14 protein-coding genes are annotated in these 18,303 nt (G+C 56.2%); 9 read left to right on the top strand and 5 right to left on the bottom strand.

The features are described 5' to 3' along the window. Positions 1-28 precede the first annotated feature (28 nt). The 4 genes from ACXAF0_RS15215 to ACXAF0_RS15200 form a co-directional block, all read right to left on the bottom strand. On the bottom strand, positions 29-1,189 hold the full coding sequence (locus ACXAF0_RS15215; protein ID WP_475346701.1) for an ABC transporter permease: 1,161 nt from the start codon (positions 1,187-1,189) through the stop codon (positions 29-31). Continuing rightward, entirely contained in the window at positions 1,186-2,106 is a 921-nt protein-coding gene (locus ACXAF0_RS15210; RefSeq protein WP_475346700.1) for an ABC transporter permease, read from the bottom strand. Before ACXAF0_RS15210 ends, ACXAF0_RS15215 begins: the two co-directional genes overlap by 4 nt. A 16-nt stretch (positions 2,107-2,122) precedes the next feature. Further along, positions 2,123-3,220 (bottom strand): ABC transporter ATP-binding protein, encoded by a 1,098-nt coding sequence (locus tag ACXAF0_RS15205; RefSeq protein WP_475346699.1) that lies wholly within the window; start codon positions 3,218-3,220, stop codon positions 2,123-2,125. Positions 3,221-3,368: 148 nt separating this feature from the next. Next, positions 3,369-4,511 (bottom strand): substrate-binding domain-containing protein, encoded by a 1,143-nt coding sequence (locus tag ACXAF0_RS15200; protein ID WP_475346698.1) that lies wholly within the window; start codon positions 4,509-4,511, stop codon positions 3,369-3,371. Between the two features lie 235 nt (positions 4,512-4,746). Here ACXAF0_RS15200 and pdxR point away from each other — a divergent pair, with 235 nt between their 5' ends. After that, positions 4,747-6,261 carry a MocR-like pyridoxine biosynthesis transcription factor PdxR gene (gene pdxR / locus ACXAF0_RS15195; RefSeq protein WP_475346697.1) on the top strand — a complete coding sequence of 505 codons (1,515 nt, stop codon included), beginning with the start codon at positions 4,747-4,749 and terminating at the stop codon, positions 6,259-6,261. A 74-nt stretch (positions 6,262-6,335) separates the two neighbouring features. Here the strand turns inward: pdxR and aptA are convergent, their stop codons facing one another. Next, on the bottom strand, positions 6,336-7,655 hold the full coding sequence (gene aptA, locus ACXAF0_RS15190; RefSeq protein WP_475346696.1) for an omega-aminotransferase AptA: 1,320 nt from the start codon (positions 7,653-7,655) through the stop codon (positions 6,336-6,338). Between the two features lie 197 nt (positions 7,656-7,852). Here aptA and ACXAF0_RS15185 point away from each other — a divergent pair, with 197 nt between their 5' ends. The 8 genes from ACXAF0_RS15185 to ACXAF0_RS15150 all read left to right on the top strand — a co-directional run bounded on the left by ACXAF0_RS15185 (position 7,853) and on the right by ACXAF0_RS15150 (position 18,301). Continuing rightward, positions 7,853-8,587, top strand: coding sequence for a TSUP family transporter (locus ACXAF0_RS15185; protein ID WP_475346695.1), 735 nt, complete (start codon positions 7,853-7,855; stop codon positions 8,585-8,587). Between the two features lie 38 nt (positions 8,588-8,625). Next, a complete protein-coding gene (locus ACXAF0_RS15180; protein WP_475346694.1) occupies positions 8,626-9,384 on the top strand; it encodes an SDR family oxidoreductase in 759 nt (252 codons plus the stop codon). A 139-nt stretch (positions 9,385-9,523) separates the two neighbouring features. Beyond that, a complete protein-coding gene (locus tag ACXAF0_RS15175) occupies positions 9,524-10,957 on the top strand; it encodes a sigma-54-dependent transcriptional regulator (protein WP_475346693.1) in 1,434 nt (477 codons plus the stop codon). Next, positions 10,954-12,975: a sensor histidine kinase gene (locus tag ACXAF0_RS15170; RefSeq protein ID WP_475346692.1), complete on the top strand. Its 2,022-nt coding sequence runs from the start codon at positions 10,954-10,956 to the stop codon at positions 12,973-12,975. The genes ACXAF0_RS15175 and ACXAF0_RS15170 overlap by 4 nt, the downstream gene beginning before the upstream one ends. 297 nt (positions 12,976-13,272) lie before the next feature. Further along, positions 13,273-14,997, top strand: a complete 1,725-nt coding sequence (locus ACXAF0_RS15165; RefSeq protein ID WP_475346691.1) for an OFA family MFS transporter — start codon at positions 13,273-13,275, stop codon at positions 14,995-14,997. Between the two features lie 281 nt (positions 14,998-15,278). Continuing rightward, positions 15,279-16,172 carry a LysR family transcriptional regulator gene (locus ACXAF0_RS15160; RefSeq protein WP_475346690.1) on the top strand — a complete coding sequence of 298 codons (894 nt, stop codon included), beginning with the start codon at positions 15,279-15,281 and terminating at the stop codon, positions 16,170-16,172. Positions 16,173-16,283: 111 nt separating this feature from the next. Continuing rightward, positions 16,284-16,748, top strand: coding sequence for a formate dehydrogenase subunit gamma (locus ACXAF0_RS15155; RefSeq protein ID WP_475346689.1), 465 nt, complete (start codon positions 16,284-16,286; stop codon positions 16,746-16,748). Further along, entirely contained in the window at positions 16,745-18,301 is a 1,557-nt protein-coding gene (locus ACXAF0_RS15150; RefSeq protein ID WP_475346688.1) for a formate dehydrogenase beta subunit, read from the top strand. The genes ACXAF0_RS15155 and ACXAF0_RS15150 overlap by 4 nt, the downstream gene beginning before the upstream one ends. Positions 18,302-18,303: the final 2 nt, after the last annotated feature.

Below are 18,303 nucleotides of genomic sequence, written 5' to 3'. Positions count from 1 at the left end.
GGTTGGGATGACTTGAAGGTCTGTTGGCTTACTGGCCTTCCGGTGCACCTGTTCCAAGGTTCTCGGGTGAGAAGATGTTGTTGCCAAACGGACTTGGTGCCGAAGCACCGCCTTCGTCCCCGCCGAGCGGACCAAGATTTGGCGTGGTCGGTGCCGGGACAGTCTGTTCCGGCGTGTTGAGCGACTGTTCTTCCATCAGTTTCTGTTGAAGCGCACGCTTTTCTTCAAGGACCTGCGCGGTGCAGGCATTTGAATCGTGGTTCTGGATGAACACAACAGCCGCCAGCGCCAGAAGACCCAGAATTGCGGCAACCGTGCCCGGATGGGTTGCGACCTTCAGAACCGGGCGTTCTGCAATCACATGGGCCCAGCCCTTGGTGTTATAGCGGTTGCGGCTTTCATAAATGATCGCCCCGATCAGGGTGATGGCGATAATGATCACCGCCACAGCCGAGATCGAAGGATCCAGACCATAACGCACCTTCGATGACAGAACGGTGGTAAAGGTGCTGCTTGAAACAATCGTGAACACCGTGGTGTTGTAGTTTTCAAGCGATGCCAGGAACGCCAGAACCGTAGCCGAACCGATTGCCGGTGCCATGAACGGCAAAAGTACTTTGACGAATGCCTGCGTGGGCGTCGCCCCCATATCAAGGGCGGCCTCGGTCAGGGTGGTGTCAAAGCGCTGAATACGCGACAGGAACACAAGCATCGAATAGGCCGCGATGAATGTCACCTGGCCAAAGATGGTCAGGAACGTCCCGTCATAAAAGAAGCTCTCATACGGGGCATTGAACATCGTGCCGATCCGGTCCCAGAAGATCAGGGTCGAAAGACCGATAACGACGCCCGGGACCAGAATGGGGGCAATAAAGATCGTGTAAAGCGTTGCCCGAAGCTTGGGTCCCACCTGTGAAAGTGTGATCGCTGCCGCCAGACCGATCGGAATGGCAACACAGACCACACCAACCCCGATCAGAAGCGAGTTGCCCAGACCAGCCAAAAGCTTGTCATCAGCCGCAAGCTTGCCAAACCAGTCGGTGGTGAAACATTCCCAGGGCGAAACACGCGGGAAGGTGGATGAGTTAAACGCGGTGATCACCATGATGATGAGCGGCCCGAAAAGATAGGCAAAGAACAGGGTCAGATACAAACCCGGGATCATTGCAATCGGGGATTTCAGTTTCATTGTTTGATCTCCCCGATCGATACCTTGAACAGGCGCATCACAAGCAAGACAAGTGCGATACAGACAATCAGAAGGACCATCGCATAGGCTGATCCGCGCGGCCAGTTACCGCCCGAGTTAAACCATTGATAGACCAGCTGCGTGAACCACAGGTTTGATGGGCCACCCAAAATCTGCGGTGCGGCAAGCGCACCCGATGTCAGCATGAAGACCATGGTCATGCCCGATGCGATGCCCGGCTTGGCATAGGGGATGACAACCTTGGCATGGACCTGCCACCAGTTGGCCCCCATGTCGCGCGCCGCTTCGATCTGGTTGCGATCAAGGCTTTCAATCGCGTTATAAAGCGGGAAGATCATCAAAAGGATATAGGCGTATGCCAACCCGGCATAGAGCGCGACATCCTCGCGGATGAAGTCGATCGGCGTATCCCAAAGACCAATCCCCATGCCGGTTTCGTTGATCACACCCGTGGCGCCAAACAGAATGCGAAACGCAAAGGCGCGCAGGATTTCATTGATCCAGTAAGGGACAATCAGCGCAAGCACCAGCAACCGTGCCTTGGCACCGGCCGATGATTTCGCCAGAACAAACGCCACCGGATAGCAGATGATCAGATCAAAGATCGTCACAAACACAGCCGCGAACAGCGTTTTGAACAGGATACCGATATCAAGGGTATTGATCCCGTCCGACGCACCACTGCCCTGGAAGAAATAGCGATATTGTTCCAGGGTATAGACGTCTTCCGGGCCGCCGATTTTGGCGGGTGGCAGGTTAAAGCGGAACGAATAGTCCAGCATGGTCAGCTGCGGCAGGATAATCAGCAGGAACACCCAAATGCTTACCGCAAGCATCAGATAGATCGAGACTGCCATCCCGTTGCGTCTGACGAGGTCGTAAAATAGATCACGCATGATACTGGCCCCCCCGTTACGCGCTGGCCAATTCGCCCGGTTTGAGCGCAATGCCCAGTTCCGGTGCGAAGTCGAGTTTGACCGGGGCATTGGCATCAATCGCATTGCTGCCGTCATTGATCAGCGAAAGCTTCAAGTCCTTGCCATTCGCGTTCATCACGATGTGGCGCATGTTGCCTTCGAATTCTTCGGTGACGAAGTTGGTTTCGAACTGGTTGACGGCACCATCCCCCTGCGACACCCGAAGCGCTTCCGGGCGCACGAAAAGATGGCAGGCATCACCAGGGGCCAAAGCCGGGCCACCGGCAGGGTGGTTTTCGACTGTCAGTGGTGTGCCAAGACCGGCATCAACCTGCATCTTTTGGCCGTCATTGGAGATCACCGTGCCATCAAACACATTGTTTTCGCCCACAAAAGAAGCCACGAAGCTTGTAGTCGGATGATCGTAAATCGATCTGCCATCACCGATCTGTTCGATCTTGCCCTTGTTCATCACGGCAATGCGGTCCGACATGGTCAGCGCTTCGCCCTGATCGTGGGTAATGTAAATGAAGGTCAGGCCGACCTGCTTTTGGATGGCGCGAAGCTCGGTGCGCATATGCTGACGCAGTTTCAGATCAAGTGCTGAAAGCGGCTCATCAAGCAGCAGGATATCGGGTTCAACCGCAAGCGCACGCGCAATGGCGACACGCTGTTTCTGACCGCCGGAAAGTTCGCTGACTTTCTTGTCGCCCTGGCCGGGCAGGGCAATCAGTTCAAGCAGCTCGTCTGCGCGTTTGCGCCGGGTTTTCTTGTCAACGCCGCGCACTTCAAGCGGAAAGGCGATGTTATCTGCAATCGAACGCAGCGGGAAAAGGGCAAGGTTCTGGAAAATAAGGGCGGTGGGGCGCTTGTTCGGGCCGACACCTTTCATGTCATCGCCACCAATTTTCACCTTGCCGCGTGTCGGTTCCTGAAAACCGGAAATACAGCGCAAAAGCGTCGTCTTGCCGCAACCCGACGGGCCGAGGAATGAAAAGAACTCGCCACCTGCGATGTTCAGATTTGCCTTGTGGACGGCGGTGAATTCACCGAACTCGACCCACACATGCTCAAGCGAAATTTCTTTGGTCATAGAACTGACAACCCCCGAAAACCTCAAAGTCCTGTTCGCCCCGACATATGGACGACGACGGAATTATTGTTGTTTGAAAAAATAGATCCGACCCTGAAAACCCAAAAAGGGCGGCACGCATAAAATCGTGCCGCCCCATGGACCGAAATCAGGCGCTTTCGAAGCGGTTTACATACTCGGTACGCATGTCCGCATACCACTGCGGTTCGGACGGCCACGGGTTAAGGTTGGCCAGCGCTTCACCCGGATAGGCATCGGCAAAGTTCTTGGCATAGGCTTCGCCTGCGAACTTGTCTGCACCCAGAACAGGGGAGTTGTAACCGTGATGGTCAATTGCCTCACCTGCCAGTTCCGGCGTGTAGGCGTATTTGATGAACTCGTAGACCTGTTCAATGTTCTCTGCACCGGTCGGCAGTGCAAGGCCGTCAACCCATGCCAGTGCACCTTCTTTCGGTGCACGATACATGACCGGCTCACCAGCGGTTTTAAGGGCAAGCGGCGGGCCATCCCAGGTCTGACCAACGATCACACCTTCGTTCAGAAGACCGTTCTTCTGGGTGTCAGCATCGTTCCAGATCAGTTTGATGTTGCCTTTGCGCGCGATGCACCATTCGGTGATCTTGTCCCAAACAGGGCGCATTTCTTCTTCGGAGGTGTAGGCTTTCCAGACCGAGCCCGGTGCCAGTTCGCCGATGGTTTCCATGTAAAGACCTGCACCCAGCATCATGGAATGTGCACGGCCCATGGTTTTGCCAGCGTTTTCTTCGGCCCAGACATCACCATAGGACGGGAAGGTGCCGTCCGGCTGGAACTGGTCGGTACGCCATGCCATGCCTTCGGTGCCCCAGATGTGCGGCAGCCAGTAGGTGGTGCCAGCCTCGAACGCCCAGTCGGTGCTGCCGATTTTGGCCATCGCCGGGTTTACGGCGTCAATGGCGACTTTGGACATGTCGAACGGCTGAAGAAGTTCCAGTGCCTTCCACTGAAGGGCACGGTTGTTGGTCGGCGATACGATGTCGAAGCCGCGACCTTTGGAGGCTTTCATCTTGTTGATGATTTCCTCGTTCGAGCCGATACCGGTGTAGTTGACCGTGATGCCCGTGGCATCGGTAAATGACTTGAGGAAGGTTTCCGGCAGGTAGTCGGACCACATCAAAATGTTGATCTCGCCCGAAGAGGCGAGTGCTTTTTTGCTGATGATCGCGGGCATTGCCAATGCAGAGCCGGCAGCAAGCGAGCCCTTGAGAAGTGTGCGCCGGTTAAATTTGGGGCCGGAATTGAGCTTGGTCATCCGTATGTCTCCTGATAGCCGGGATTTTCCCTTTATGTGCGGCGCACCATGCGCCTCCCTGGTGGACATAACTTCCCTGAACCGACCGCATTATGATCGCGGTTCTTGTTCCTGCTTTATCGCATTGACAAAATGGTATATCTGCCGGTTACTCTAGTAATAGAGCCACAAGACAAAAACTATGGTACCAGGCACGTTAGCGTGCTGCAGTGCCGAAGTAAAACGGAACTTCGCCATGCTCGACATTCGACTTGAAGACCCGGCAGTTGCCGGTCAGACCTTGCAGCAGCAACTGCATCAGGGGCTTGTCGATGCGATTCTCGAAGGGCGTTTGCCATCCCACGAACCATTGCCATCGACCCGTGATCTGGCCTCGGCGCTCAAGGTGTCGCGCAACACGGTTGTCCTTGTTTATCAACGGCTTCTTGATGATGGCTACCTGACAGCGGTCTGGCGCCGCGGGCATTTTGTGAACGAACAATATATCCGCCAGCAACTGCGTCTGAGTGTGGACACACGCACGGCATCCTTGTTTTCCAAGGAACGCGATCCCGACCTGTGGCAACGCCATTTGCAGTTCCGCCCGACCGAGGCGCGCAATATCGTGAAACCGGCAAACTGGCGCGATTTTCCCTATCCGTTCATTTACGGTCAGGTCGCACCGGACAAAACCACCATTTCGCGCTGGCGCGATTCCATGCGCCTTGCCGGGTCACTGGCCCATTCGCAAAGTTGGGTCGGGGATCAGGTTGATATGGATGATCCCCAGCTGCTTGAGCAGATCATCACCCGTATTCTGCCCCATCGCGGCTTGCGCGCGCATCCTGAACAGTTGCTGATCACCATTGGTGCGCAAAACGCCTTGTTCCTCGTCGGGCAATTACTGGCCGGGCGGGGGCGCACCGTCGGCATGGAAGACCCGGGTTATGTTGATGCGCGCAACATCTTTGCCGCGACCGGGGCCGATATCTGCCCGCTTCCGATCGACAGCGAAGGGCTTGCCAACTCGCCACTTCTTGCGGATTGCGACACGGTTTACACCACCCCGTCGCATCAATGCCCGACCAGTGTGACCATGTCGCTTGATCGCCGCCTGCAGCTTGTAGAACGGGCGCGCAAGGATGACTTCATTCTGGTCGAGGACGATTACGAGCACGAGCTGAACTATCTTGGTCATCAACGTGCTGCACTGAAAAGCTATGATAATGCCGGGCATATCATCTATATCGGCAGCCTGACGAAGCTGATGTTCCCGGGCCTTCGGATCGGCTACATCCTTGCCGACAGTGAATTGATCAAGGAATTGCGTGCGCTCAGGCGGCTGAATTACCGTCATCCATCGGCACAGGATCAGCGCGCCATGGCCCTGTTTATCGGCGAAGGGCATCTGGACGCACATTTGCGCCGGACACGTGATCGCCTGTCGGAAAAATGGCAATTGATGCAAAACGAAATTGCCCGCCAATTGCCCGAATTGCATGTAACCCCGACCACCGGTGGATCGGCCGTCTGGGTCAAGCTGCCCGGTGACATGGATGCCTGGGCGGTGCATCGCGAAGCGGCCAAACGCGGTGTTCTGGTCGAACCTGGTGATGTGCATTATTGCGATGCCGAAGCGGCGCCGCGCAACCGCCTGCGGATGGGGTTTGCCGTGATCGAACGCGATCAGATTGCACCGGGCATTAGCCAGTTGCGCGATGCCATCATGACGGTCATGGCTGAAAACAGGAAAGGGACCGCCGCACAGTAAAAAGAAAACTGCATGGCGATCCCCCCATCCCGACCCCACTCCCCTGAGATCGGTATCTGTCCCCTGCAGGCAGATTACATTGGTGTGCCAAGAACCTTCTGCAGGATGGCAACCATATCGTCGATGTCCTGTTCGGTGCTGACGAGCGCCGGCGCGAAGATGATCGCATCCCCCGTCGCCTTGACATGCAGGCCTTCGTCAAACAGGGCGCGTTGTGCCCAGCTTCCCTTTGCACCCGGCGCATCGCCCGGTGTCAGCTGAATGCCCGAGATCATGCCATAGCCGCGCAGATCACTGACATGCGGTAGGTTGCGCAAACCAAACACACCATCCAGGAAATGCGAAGACAGGGCATTTCCACGTTCGAACAGTTTGTCTTTGGCATAGATATCAAGGGTTGCAACACCCGCAGCACAGGCCACCGGATGGGCGGAATAGGTATAGCCATGGAAGAATTCCGGGCGATCCGCATCGGCAGCGGCGTCAAAGACGGCGCCCTGAATTTCGGCACTGGTGGCAACCGCACTCATTGGAATGGCGCCGTTGGTCAGTGCCTTGGCCATGGTGATCAGGTCCGGCTTGACTGCGAATGCCTGGGAGGCGAAAGCAGAACCTGTTCGGCCAAAACCGGTAATCACTTCATCAAATACCAGCAGGATGCCGTATTTGTCGCAAATCGCGCGAAGCTTCTCGAGATAGCCTTTCGGCGGCACGATGGTGCCAATCGAACCGGCAATCGGTTCGACAAAGACCGCAGCGATGGTGTCACCGCCATAGGTCTTGCAGATTTCTTCCAGATCATCGGCCAGATCCGCATCGGTTTCCGGCTGACCACGGGTGAATTTCTGTTCTTCGGTCCAGGTGTGGCGCATATGCACAACGTCACAGGTGATCCCCGAAAAATCGCGACGGTTATTAACCATCCCGGCAAGCGACGTCCCGCCAAGGTTCACACCATGATAGCCCCAGGAACGCGACACAAACCGGGTGCGCTGCGCATTGCCCGTCGCCCGGTGGTAGGCCAGGCACATCTTCATTGCGGTATCAACCGCCTCGGATCCGGATCCGGCAAAGAACACGCGATCAAGACCATCGGGCAGGATGCCGGCCAGCTTTTCGGCGAACTCGAACGAAACCGGGGCGGCGCGCTGGAAATGTGGCGAATAGTCCAGCGTGCTCAGCTGCTTGTAGACCGCGTCTGCAATTTCCGGGCGTCCGTGACCGGCCGCGCAGCAAAACAGACCCGATGAACCATCGAGAATTTCACGGCCTTCCGGTGTCCAGTATTTAACGCCTTCTGCCTTGGCAAACATCTGCGGTTCTTCGTGAAACAGACGGTTGTTGGTGAAAGGCATCCAATGATTGGTCATGTTCGGCTTGACGGACACGTTCATGCTGGCTCCTGATCTGCAAGAGTGTGGGGCGGAAATCTTATGCTGCTAGCTAAACCGGTCACCTGACGCAGCGTTAGTGCCAGAACTCGACAATATTTAGGTCCAGATCGCTATGTGGCTCCATTAAAAGGGGTATCGTGGCTCTATTGTCCGGTCAGCTGGTGGCGTAATTCAGGTCTGTAACAACGAGGAATTCCATGGAACTGATCCTGTCTGGCATGGTTGTCGCGGTTGCTGCGCTGTTTCGTGGCGTAACCGGTTTCGGCTTTGCCTTGCTCGCCGCCCTTGGACTGTCGACGGTGCTTGCCCCGGCAACCGCCACGCCGGTTATTCTGGTCATTGATATCGTCCTGACGGGATTGATCCTGCGCGACTTTGACCGATCCAAGGTCGATTGGCGGGCGTGCACGATCTTGCTGACCTTTGGCTTGTTCGGTGCGGTGCTTGGCCCATATGTCGCCTTTGCACTCGATGATCAGACCATTCGGATCGCGACCAATCTGGCGATTGCTGTGGCAGCCCTGGTGGCCATGCTGCATCATCCGCCAAAATGGATGGGCCATTTTGTCATTGGTGCTTTGCTGGCCTGCTCGGTCGGTATTCTGATGTCGGGCTTTGCTGTGGGTGGGCCGCTGGTTGCAGCCTGGCTTCTGGCCGGTGGGACACAGGACGTCCGGGTGCGCAACACGCTTGCGATCTATTTCGGCTCGGTCGATATCCTTGGATTTATCACCCGGGCGGCGTCGGGCATGTTGCCTGACGGGTTCATCACACTTGTCTTGCCATTGCTGGTGATCGCCATAATTGCCTATTTCCCGGGGGAGATGATCTATCGCCGTTTGACGCCAACAATGTGGCGCCGGGTTTGTGCCATCAGCCTCGTTATCATTGCCATTATCGGTTTCGTTCAGACCATCGCGATTGGTCTGTGACCCCTTAACTCAAATTGCTTGCACCAGCGGAGATTCCCATGACCAAAACAGCACTCATTACCGGCGCAACTTCTGGCTTTGGCGCGGCGACGGCCCGCCGTTTTGTCAAGGAAGGGTGGAAAGTCATTGTCACCGGTCGCCGCGCCGAACGCCTTGATGCCCTTGTCGATGAATTCGGTGGGGCCAAGGTCGCCCATGCGCTGTGCTTTGATATTCAGGACTCTGATGCCATCCAGAAGGCGGTTGATAGCCTGCCGGCTGATTTTGCGGATGTCGATTTGCTGGTAAACAATGCCGGTTTGGCGCTTGGCACCGGCCCGGCACAGGAATGCAATCTATCGGACTGGATGACGATGATTGATACCAACAACAAGGGGTTGGTCGCGATCACGCATGTGATGCTCAACAAGCTGATCGAACGCAAAGGGGCGATTGTCAATCTGGCCTCCATCGCATCGAACTGGCCCTATCCGGGCGGTAATGTTTACGGTGCGACCAAGGCCTTTGTGCAGCAATTCTCGCTTGGCATTCGCTGCGATCTTGCCGGTACGGGGGTGCGCGTCACCTCGATCGAGCCGGGGCTTTGCGAAAGCGAATTCACGCTGGTGCGCACGGGGGGGAACAAGGAAGCCTATGACAAGCTTTACAAGGGTGCCGACCCGATCCAGCCCGAAGACATTGCCGAAAGCATCTTCTGGGTGGCGAATTTGCCAGCCCATGTAAACGTCAACTCGCTTGAAGTCATGCCGACAAGCCAAAGCTGGTCGCCCTTTGCCATTCATCGTAAAGAAGCCTGATCATTGGCATGACGATCGCGTTGGTGGTGGTCAAATTCGACGTCGGAATGGCATAACTACCACCAACGGTTTTGCTTTTCTTCTTCCGCTGAACTAAGCTTTCAAAAAATAAAAAAGCATGTTTCAGCGGAGGAACATCATGAGATCGACCGTTCTGGGCGCGTCCGAAGGGGCAGCGCCGCCAGTTGGTAATGACGCAGGCTATAACGGGCCGGGCCCGGAATTCGGCCCGTGGCTTGAAAAGGCATCCATCCTGATCGTCGATGACGAGCCGGGCATGCGCAACTTCCTTGTTCGTACCCTTGGTCCGCGGGCCAAACAGGTCGAAGAAGCCGCCGACTGCGAAGAAGCCACCGCCCTTTTGGATCAGCACCATTTTGATGTCGTCATACTTGATAACATCATGCCCGGCAAAAGCGGGGTGGAATGGCTGACCGAGCAGCGCGAGATCGGCTTCTTCTCCGACGCCATTCTGATGACGGCCTATGCCGATCTTGATACCGCCATCAAGGCGTTGCGCGCCGGTGCCGTGGACTTTGTTCTCAAACCATTTCGCTCCAACCAGATTTTGAACGCAGTGGCGCGCTGTCTGGATCGGATGCGGTTGCGGCGCGAAAACCATGTGTTACGCCACGAATTGCGCGCGACATCCGATCATGTGTTGTTGCGCGACAAGCTGATTGGTTATTCGCCGCAAATTCAGGAAATCCGCGAAACCATTGCGCGCGTGGCCCCATTGCCGACCTCCATCCTGATTTCCGGGGAAAGCGGGACCGGCAAGGAAGTCACCGCACGTTCGCTGCATGCGCTGTCGGATCGGGCCGAAAAGCCGTTTGTCCCGATCAACTGTGCCGCCATTCCATCCGAGATGATCGAGGCGGAATTGTTTGGCCATGTCAAAGGCGCCTTTACCGGGGCGCAGACCGCACGCGATGGCCTGTTCATGCATGCGCAGGGCGGCACCCTGTTTCTCGATGAAGTCGGTGAATTGTCACTCGCGACCCAAAGCAAACTTTTGCGCGCGATTGAAAGTCGTCGTGTCCGCCCGGTGGGGTCGGAACGTGAAGCCCCTGTCGATCTGCGCTTTGTCTTCGCCACCAACGCCGATCTTGAGGCCGAAGTCGAAGCTGGGCGTTTCCGTGCCGATCTCTTTTACCGCATCAATGTCATGCATATCGAAATGCCGCCACTTTCCCAACGCGGCGATGATGTGCTGGAACTAGCTGAATTGTTCATGAACAAGCTGTCCAAGCAGCTTGGCGTGCGCGAAGTGCCAATGGATGCTTCTGTGCGGGCCGGCCTGACGCGCTATGAATGGCCGGGCAACGTGCGTGAATTGCGCAACCTGATTGAACGCACGCTTATTCTGGGCAAGTTCCCCGACGAGTTCCGCGAAGAACGTGCTGATCAGGGGGCACAGCCTGAGTCTGATGAAACCCTGGACGAGATGGAGCGCCGTCACATTCTGGCGATGCTGCACAAGACCAACGGCAATCGCAACGAAGCCGCCAGACGGTTGGGGGTCTCGCGCAAGACCATTGATCGCAAATGCGCAAGCTGGGAACAGGAATGACCGACGCGTCATCGCCGGGCGCCACCAGCGCCACAACGCCCCCTGCCAAAAGAACACGGTCTGTTCGTTTCAAGCTGTTGGCGATTGCGCTTTTGCCGACACTTGTCATCCTGCCCTTGTTATTGGGCGTGATGATGGTGCGCTGGAACACCAAGTTCGATGCGCTTCTGACATCAAAGGTCAGTGGCGATCTGACAATTGCCCATCAGTATTTCACTCATATCCTGGAAAATACCGGCGAACAGATCGAGGCCCTTGGTCAATCGGTGGCGGTCCGTGATGTGCTGGCAACGGGGAACGAGGACGCAATTGCCCGTTTGCTTGCCATGCACAAGCAGGAGCTTGGTCTGGATTTCCTTTATCTGTCAACCGGGCGGGATAACGAGGTCGGCGATCGACGTGATGGCGACTGGCCAGTGATTAGAAGTGCCAATAACGGCCATTCCTCCACCAGCATCGATATTTTCAGCAACCGTGACCTTGCCGCCATTTCCCCGGATCTGGCCGAACGCGCACGCCTTGATCTGATTGAAACACCCAATGCCGTGCCGTCGACCCGCGATGCGGAAACGCGCGGCATGGTGGTGCATTCGGCAAGTCACGTTGAACTGCCAACGGGCGGCAGTGCGGCCTTGGTCGGTGGTATTTTGCTTAACCAGAACCTCGCCTTCATCGATACGATCAACGACCTTGTTTACCGCCCAAGCAGCCTGCCCGAAGGAAGCCAGGGCACCGCGACGCTGTTTCTTGATGACGTGCGCGTTAGCACCAATGTACGTCTGTTTGCCGATCGCCGTGCGCTGGGCACGCGGGTGTCGGGTGTCGTGCGCAAGACCGTGCTAGAGGATGGCAATGTTTGGTTGGACCGGGCCTTTGTGGTCAATGACTGGTACATTTCGGCCTATGAGCCGATCAAGGACAGCTACGGTAAACGGGTCGGCATGCTTTATGTCGGCTTCCTCGAGGCGCCCTTTGCCCAAACCAAATATGAAAGCCTTCTGATCCTGATCGGGGCGTTTCTGTTTGTTGCGGCCTTGTCAGTGCCGATCTTCCTGCGCTGGGCACGGGGTATTTTCAAGCCGTTGGAACGCATGGCCAATACCATCGGCCGGGTTGAAAATGGCGATCTGTCGGCGCGAACAAATCTTGATCAGGTGCAGGATGAGATCGCCCTTGTCGCTGAGCATCTTGATGATCTGCTTGATCAGGTGCAGGAACGCGACAAACGCCTGCGCGCCTGGAATGATCAGCTCAATGCCCGCGTTGATGCCCGCACCAGCGAGTTGCGCGAAGCCAACCGTGCGCTTGAAGCCACCACAAGGCAGCTGATCATGTCCGAAAAGCTTGCCGCGATCGGTGAAATTACCGCTGGTGTGGCGCATGAAATCAACAATCCCGTGGCTGTCCTTCAGGGGAACCTGGATGTCCTGCGCGATCTTCTGGGCGAACATGCGCGGCTGGGCGATACGGAATTCCGCCTGATTGATGAACAGGTCAATCGCATCAATCTGATCGTCACCAAGCTTCTGCAATTTGCCAAACCCGAAGAATATGCGGGCTTCGTCGAACGCCACAGTGTCGCCGAGGTGATTGACGATTGCATGCCACTTGTCGCCCATCTTCTCAGCCGGGCTGATATCAAGGTCGTCCGTGAACATCAATCAACCCGACTGGTTCTGATGAACCGGACCGAGTTGCAGCAGGTACTGGTCAATCTGATGGTCAATGCCCTGCATGCTATGCCGGAAAGTGGGACATTGACCCTGATTGATGCCAATGTTGATCAGGGCGGGAAACCCGGTATTCAGATCACGGTACGCGATACTGGCACCGGCATGAATGCCGACGTTCTCAATCGCATTTTCGATCCGTTCTACACCACCAAACGGCGCGAAGGCACAGGGCTTGGTCTGTCGATCACCCGCACCCTGATTGATCGTCAGGGTGGGGCGCTTGATGTTGAAAGTGAACCGGGCAAAGGCACGGTCTTTACCATCTGGTTGCCCGAGGCGGACTGAACTCAGACCTCGCGATCAAAACAGTAAACCCCTCCAAAATGCTGCAAATGCGAGTGGACATTTTGTCTATCTGCACGTTATGCGCGCATTAAGCTTGTGGACATTTTGTCCATGCGCGTGCGCTGCAGCAACCCATTCCAGTTTGGAAAAGTGACAGAAAGTGGTGCTTGGCGCTGTATGGCACGCCGATTGCCAAGTTGAGAATTCCGGATTTAACCGTGTTTGCCCTGCACCATGACCAATTGTGCGACGGGGAAGGGCAAGGAAAAATCAAAAGACCGGGAGGAAAACAACGTCATGTTTGACAAGCTCAAGAAAGAACACATCGTCGCTGGCGACGATTTCAACCGCTGGAAAGTTCCGCCAGCATCCATCGCCATTCATTTGTGCATCGGCTCCGTCTATGCCTGGAGTATCTTTAACCCGCCACTGATCAAGGAATTTGGGGTGGTCAGTGCAAGCTCCGGTGACTGGGGTCTGCAATCTGTTGTCTGGATTTTCTCTGTTGCCATCGTCTTTCTTGGCCTTGCAGCTGCCTTTGGCGGCAAGTGGCTTGAAGAAGTCGGCCCGCGTATGGTCGGCGTTGTCGCGGCCTTCTGCTGGGGTGGTGGTTTCATCATCGGCGGCCTTGGCATCATGACCCACCAGCTGTGGCTGGTGTATCTGGGCTATGGCGCGCTTGGTGGCTGTGGTCTTGGGCTTGGCTATGTTTCGCCGGTCTCGACCCTTATCCGCTGGTTCCCGGACCGGCGCGGCATGGCGACCGGTATGGCCATCATGGGCTTTGGCGGTGGTGCGATGATCGCAACCCCGATCAAGGAAGCCCTGCTTGCCACGTTCTACAAGGTGCCTGACTATCTTGGTCCGGAAAGTGCCGTGAACCTCGTGACCGAGGGCGGCAAACGTATGGCCGAAGTTGGTGGCCAGATGGTCGAGGTCGTTGTTGCCGGTGCCGCACAGGTTGCCGCAGCGCCGGTCCCGATCGAAGAAGGCGTTTATGTTGCCGGAACCGGTAATACCGGTGCGGCTGCGACCTTCTTTACGCTTGGTGTCGCATACTTCATCGTCATGATCATTGCATCCTTCTCCTATCGCGTGCCGCGCGAAGGCTGGCTTCCGGCTGGCTGGACGCCGCCGACTGCGGATGCCGCGTCCAAACGCATGATCACGCATGCCAACGTACACATTGATCAGGCGCTTAAGACCCCGCAGTTCTATCTGCTGTGGATTGTTCTGTGCTTTAACGTGACCGCCGGTATCGGGGTGATTGGCGTTGCCAAGACCATGATGACGGAAATCTTTGGTACGACCTTGCCGTTTATCGTCAACTCCGCCTTTGCGGCGACCTATGTGTTCATGATTTCGGTCTTTAACATGTGCGGTCGTTTCTTCTGGGCCTCGATGTCTGACTATATCGGGCGCAAGAACACCTATTACTGCTTCTTCATTCTGGGCATCGTTCTCTATATGTCGATCCCGTTTGCCGCAGAACAGGTCAGCATCAATCCGGCTGTGACATGGCTTGTCATGTTCTATGCCGCAACCATGATCATCTTCACGATGTATGGCGGTGGTTTTGCAACCATTCCGGCTTATCTCGCCGATATCTTCGGCACCAAATATGTCGGCGGTATCCATGGCCGTCTTCTGACCGCCTGGAGTACCGCTGGTGTTCTGGGTCCGCTTGCCATCACCCAGTTGCGTCAGGCCTCGGTCACAAATTCGATCAAGGATCTGGCAGCAAAGGTTGATCCGGCAGCCTTCCAGGAGAAGTTCGGTGCCGGCATCGGTCAGCTTGATCAGCTGGTTGCTGCCAAAACGGTGACCATCGGGCGTCTGATGGAAATCGCACCGGCAGGAACGGTCGACCCGACCTCAAGCCTGTATAACACCACCATGTATGCCATGGCGGCGTTGCTTGCGATTGCGCTGATTGCCAACAAGCTGGTCAGCCCGATCCATGAAAAGCATCACATGGAAACGCAGGAAACGGCCGGCGGCGAAGCAACGTCCAAGGCTTAACCTGATCAATAGGCGCCAGCCACCGCACCCTTGGCTGGCGCCGGTTTTACTGGTTCTGTCCACTGACTGGTAGAACAGGGCATGAGTGGGACATCATGCCAGGATCAGGGACCAGATCCGGGCTTCGTTCATCCGGTTCGGGTCTGGGTTCTGTTGCAGGAATAACCTTTATGCCCGTAGGGGTAATCGGTTATCCTGCAATCAGGACAATGTTCTTTTTGGTGTTCATTCTGAACCGCGCATCCTTTTTACGTGATGCCAGACCCCATGCCGGATATGCGATGATTGATAAACTCGAAATGTTTATGGTGCTAGCCCGCGAGCAGCATTTTGGCCACGCCGCAGAGGAATGCGGCGTAACCCAGCCAACGCTGTCAAGCGCGCTTCGTCAGCTTGAAGACCATCTTGGCGTTGTGCTGGTCAAACGCGGATCGCGTTATCAGGGCCTGACATCAGAAGGTGAACGGGTGCTGGAATGGGCGCGTCACATTGTTGGCAGCACGCGATCCATGCGTGATGAAGTCCGTGCTATGCGGTTTGGCCTGACTGGTCAGGTGCAGATTGCGGTCATCCCGACGGCACTTTCGATGGTGCATGAACTGACAACCCCGTTTCGGGAAAAACATCCCGATGTGACATTTGCCATCTTGTCGCGGACCTCGACTGAAATTCAGGCCTTGCTTGATAACCTGCAGATTGATGTTGGCATTACCTATCTTGATAACGAGCCGCTCGGGCGGGTGACATCCATTCCGCTGTATCGCGAACGCTATCATCTGGTGACGTCAAACATCGATGATCTGGCCGGGCGCGACAGCATTACATGGCGCGAAGCCGCAAAATTGCCGCTGTGCCTGTTGACGCCAGATATGCAAAACCGCCGCATCATTGATCAGCATCTTGATGCGGTGGGGGCCAAGGTCAGTGCGACGCTTGAAAGTGATTCGATGATTGCGCTGTTTACCCATGTGCAAACCGGCAACTGGGCCAGCATCATGCCCGAAAAAATGGTCGAAAGTTTCGGCATGCGCGACAGGGTGAAATCGATCCCGATCACCGAACCCGAAGCGACCCACACCGTTGGCCTGATTGCCGCACGGCGCGAACCGGCAACACCGGTTGTGTCGGCTTTGATCAAGGAGGCAGCCCGCATTTCAGAGCTGCAAACCGCTTGATAGGTTTTCGCTATCGCGTAACGGGATGGCTTTATTGAACGCGCAGGCGCAATGCCTGACAATGCTTAGAATAATCAAGAATTTGACAACATGCTTGAGAGAGAGGCTTGCATGTCGGAAACGACCGAGGACCAGAATGTCCGCGTCGCTGCCATTTGTGATCAGATGGCAGCCCTTGAGGGACCGCTTTTGCCGATCCTGCATGAAGTGCAGGAAGAGTTTGGCTTTATCCCCGATGGCGCGCTTCAGACCATTGCCAAGAAGTTGAACCTTAGCCGGGCGGAAGTCCACGGGGTGGCAAGCTTCTATCATGACTTCCGCGAAGAAAAGGCGGGCAAGCATGTCATCAAGATCTGCCGGGCCGAAGCCTGTCAGGCGATGGGGGCCGATGCCCTTGGTGATCAGATCCGTCGTCATTTGAAAGTCGACTGGTCGCAGACCACCGCCGATCACAAGATCACGCTTGAACCTGTCTTCTGCCTTGGCCTGTGCGCTTGCGCGCCAGCCGCGATGATTGATGGCAAGGTCGTTGGCCGTGTCAGTGCGGATCGTATTCTGGAAAAGGTGGGGTCATGAGCATCAAGGTCTATGTTCCACTTGATTCCGGTTCTGTTGCGCTGGGGGCGGATGATGTCGCATCCGCGATTTCCGCCAAGGCAACCAAAACCGGTGCCGATGTCAAAGTCGTGCGCAACGGCTCGTTTGGCATGTATTGGCTGGAGCCGATGGTTGAGGTCGAAACACCCCGCGGGCGTGTTGCCTATGGCCCGGTCAGTACCGACGATATCGATGCGTTGTTTGACGCCGATTTCCTGACTGGCGGGGCACACAAACTGTTCCTCGGGCGGACGCAGGATATCCCGTTCCTGAAAAGCCAGTCTCGCCTGACCTTCCAGCGCTGCGGCATCATTGATCCGGTATCGCTTGATGATTACCGCGCCAATGAAGGGCTGAGCGGTCTTGAAAACGCGCTGAAGATGACGGACGAAGAAATCGTCAAGGCCGTCACCGAAAGTGGCCTTCGTGGTCGCGGTGGTGCCGGTTTCCCGACGGGCATCAAATGGAATACCGTCCGCGAAGCGCCAGCTGATCAGAAATACATCGTCTGTAACGCCGATGAAGGCGATAGCGGCACCTTCGCTGATCGCATGATCATGGAAGGCGAGCCGTTTGTCCTGATCGAAGGCATGATTATTGCCGGTCTCGCCACCGGGGCGACCAAGGGCTATGTCTATACCCGTTCGGAATACCCGACCGCGATTGACGTGATGAACGAGGCGATCGAAGTTGCCCGTGCTGCCGGTGTTCTCGGCGATAACATCCTTGGTTCCGGTAAGGCCTTTGACATGGAAGTCCGCATGGGGGCGGGTGCCTATGTCTGCGGCGAAGAAACGTCGCTTCTCAACAGCATGGAAGGCAAGCGCGGTGTTGTTCGTGCCAAGCCGCCGCTGCCCGCCCTTGAAGGTTTCCTTGGCCGCCCGACGGTGGTCAATAACGTGATTTCGCTGTGCTCTGTTCCGGTCATTCTGGAAAAGGGCCCGGAATATTACCGTGATTACGGCATGGGCCGGTCGCGCGGTACCATCCCGATCCAGATTGCCGGTAACGTCAAGCATGGCGGGCTTTATGAAGTCGGCTTTGGCCTGACCCTGGGTGAGATTGTCGAGCAGATCGGCGGTGGCACCGCATCGGGCCGCCCGATCAAGGCGGTTCAGGTTGGCGGGCCTTTGGGGGCCTATTTCCCCAAGGAGCTGTTTGATACGCCGTTTGACTACGAAGAATTCATGAAGCGCGATGGCCTGATCGGTCATGCCGGCATTGTCGTGTTTGACGACACGGTCGACATGATGAAGCAGGCCCGCTTTGCCATGGAATTCTGCGCGATTGAATCGTGCGGCAAATGCACGCCGTGCCGAATTGGCTCTGTACGCGGGACCGAAGTGGTCGACAAGCTTGAACGTGGTGAAGAGCCTGACTTGCAGATCGAACTACTGCGCGATCTGTGTGAGACCATGAAGTTCGGGTCGCTGTGCGCGCTCGGGGGCTTTACGCCGTATCCGGTCTTAAGCGCCCTGACCCATTTCCCTGATGACTTCAAGCCACGCGCGCTTGATATAGCTGCGGAGTGAAA

Source organism: Thalassospira sp. ABD4_177 (genome assembly GCF_056160125.1).
The sequence above is the reverse complement of the archived record's forward strand: the minus strand, read 5'-3'. Positions and strand labels throughout refer to the sequence as shown.

Coding starts and splice junctions, on each gene's coding strand:
- ACXAF0_RS15215 (WP_475346701.1), bottom strand. CDS start 1,189: ATGAAACTGAAATCCCCGATTGCAATGATCCCGGGTTTGTATCTGACC.
- ACXAF0_RS15210 (WP_475346700.1), bottom strand. CDS start 2,106: ATGCGTGATCTATTTTACGACCTCGTCAGACGCAACGGGATGGCAGTC.
- ACXAF0_RS15205 (WP_475346699.1), bottom strand. CDS start 3,220: ATGACCAAAGAAATTTCGCTTGAGCATGTGTGGGTCGAGTTCGGTGAA.
- ACXAF0_RS15200 (WP_475346698.1), bottom strand. CDS start 4,511: ATGACCAAGCTCAATTCCGGCCCCAAATTTAACCGGCGCACACTTCTC.
- pdxR (WP_475346697.1), top strand. CDS start 4,747: ATGCTCGACATTCGACTTGAAGACCCGGCAGTTGCCGGTCAGACCTTG.
- aptA (WP_475346696.1), bottom strand. CDS start 7,655: ATGAACGTGTCCGTCAAGCCGAACATGACCAATCATTGGATGCCTTTC.
- ACXAF0_RS15185 (WP_475346695.1), top strand. CDS start 7,853: ATGGAACTGATCCTGTCTGGCATGGTTGTCGCGGTTGCTGCGCTGTTT.
- ACXAF0_RS15180 (WP_475346694.1), top strand. CDS start 8,626: ATGACCAAAACAGCACTCATTACCGGCGCAACTTCTGGCTTTGGCGCG.
- ACXAF0_RS15175 (WP_475346693.1), top strand. CDS start 9,524: ATGAGATCGACCGTTCTGGGCGCGTCCGAAGGGGCAGCGCCGCCAGTT.
- ACXAF0_RS15170 (WP_475346692.1), top strand. CDS start 10,954: ATGACCGACGCGTCATCGCCGGGCGCCACCAGCGCCACAACGCCCCCT.
- ACXAF0_RS15165 (WP_475346691.1), top strand. CDS start 13,273: ATGTTTGACAAGCTCAAGAAAGAACACATCGTCGCTGGCGACGATTTC.
- ACXAF0_RS15160 (WP_475346690.1), top strand. CDS start 15,279: ATGATTGATAAACTCGAAATGTTTATGGTGCTAGCCCGCGAGCAGCAT.
- ACXAF0_RS15155 (WP_475346689.1), top strand. CDS start 16,284: ATGTCGGAAACGACCGAGGACCAGAATGTCCGCGTCGCTGCCATTTGT.
- ACXAF0_RS15150 (WP_475346688.1), top strand. CDS start 16,745: ATGAGCATCAAGGTCTATGTTCCACTTGATTCCGGTTCTGTTGCGCTG.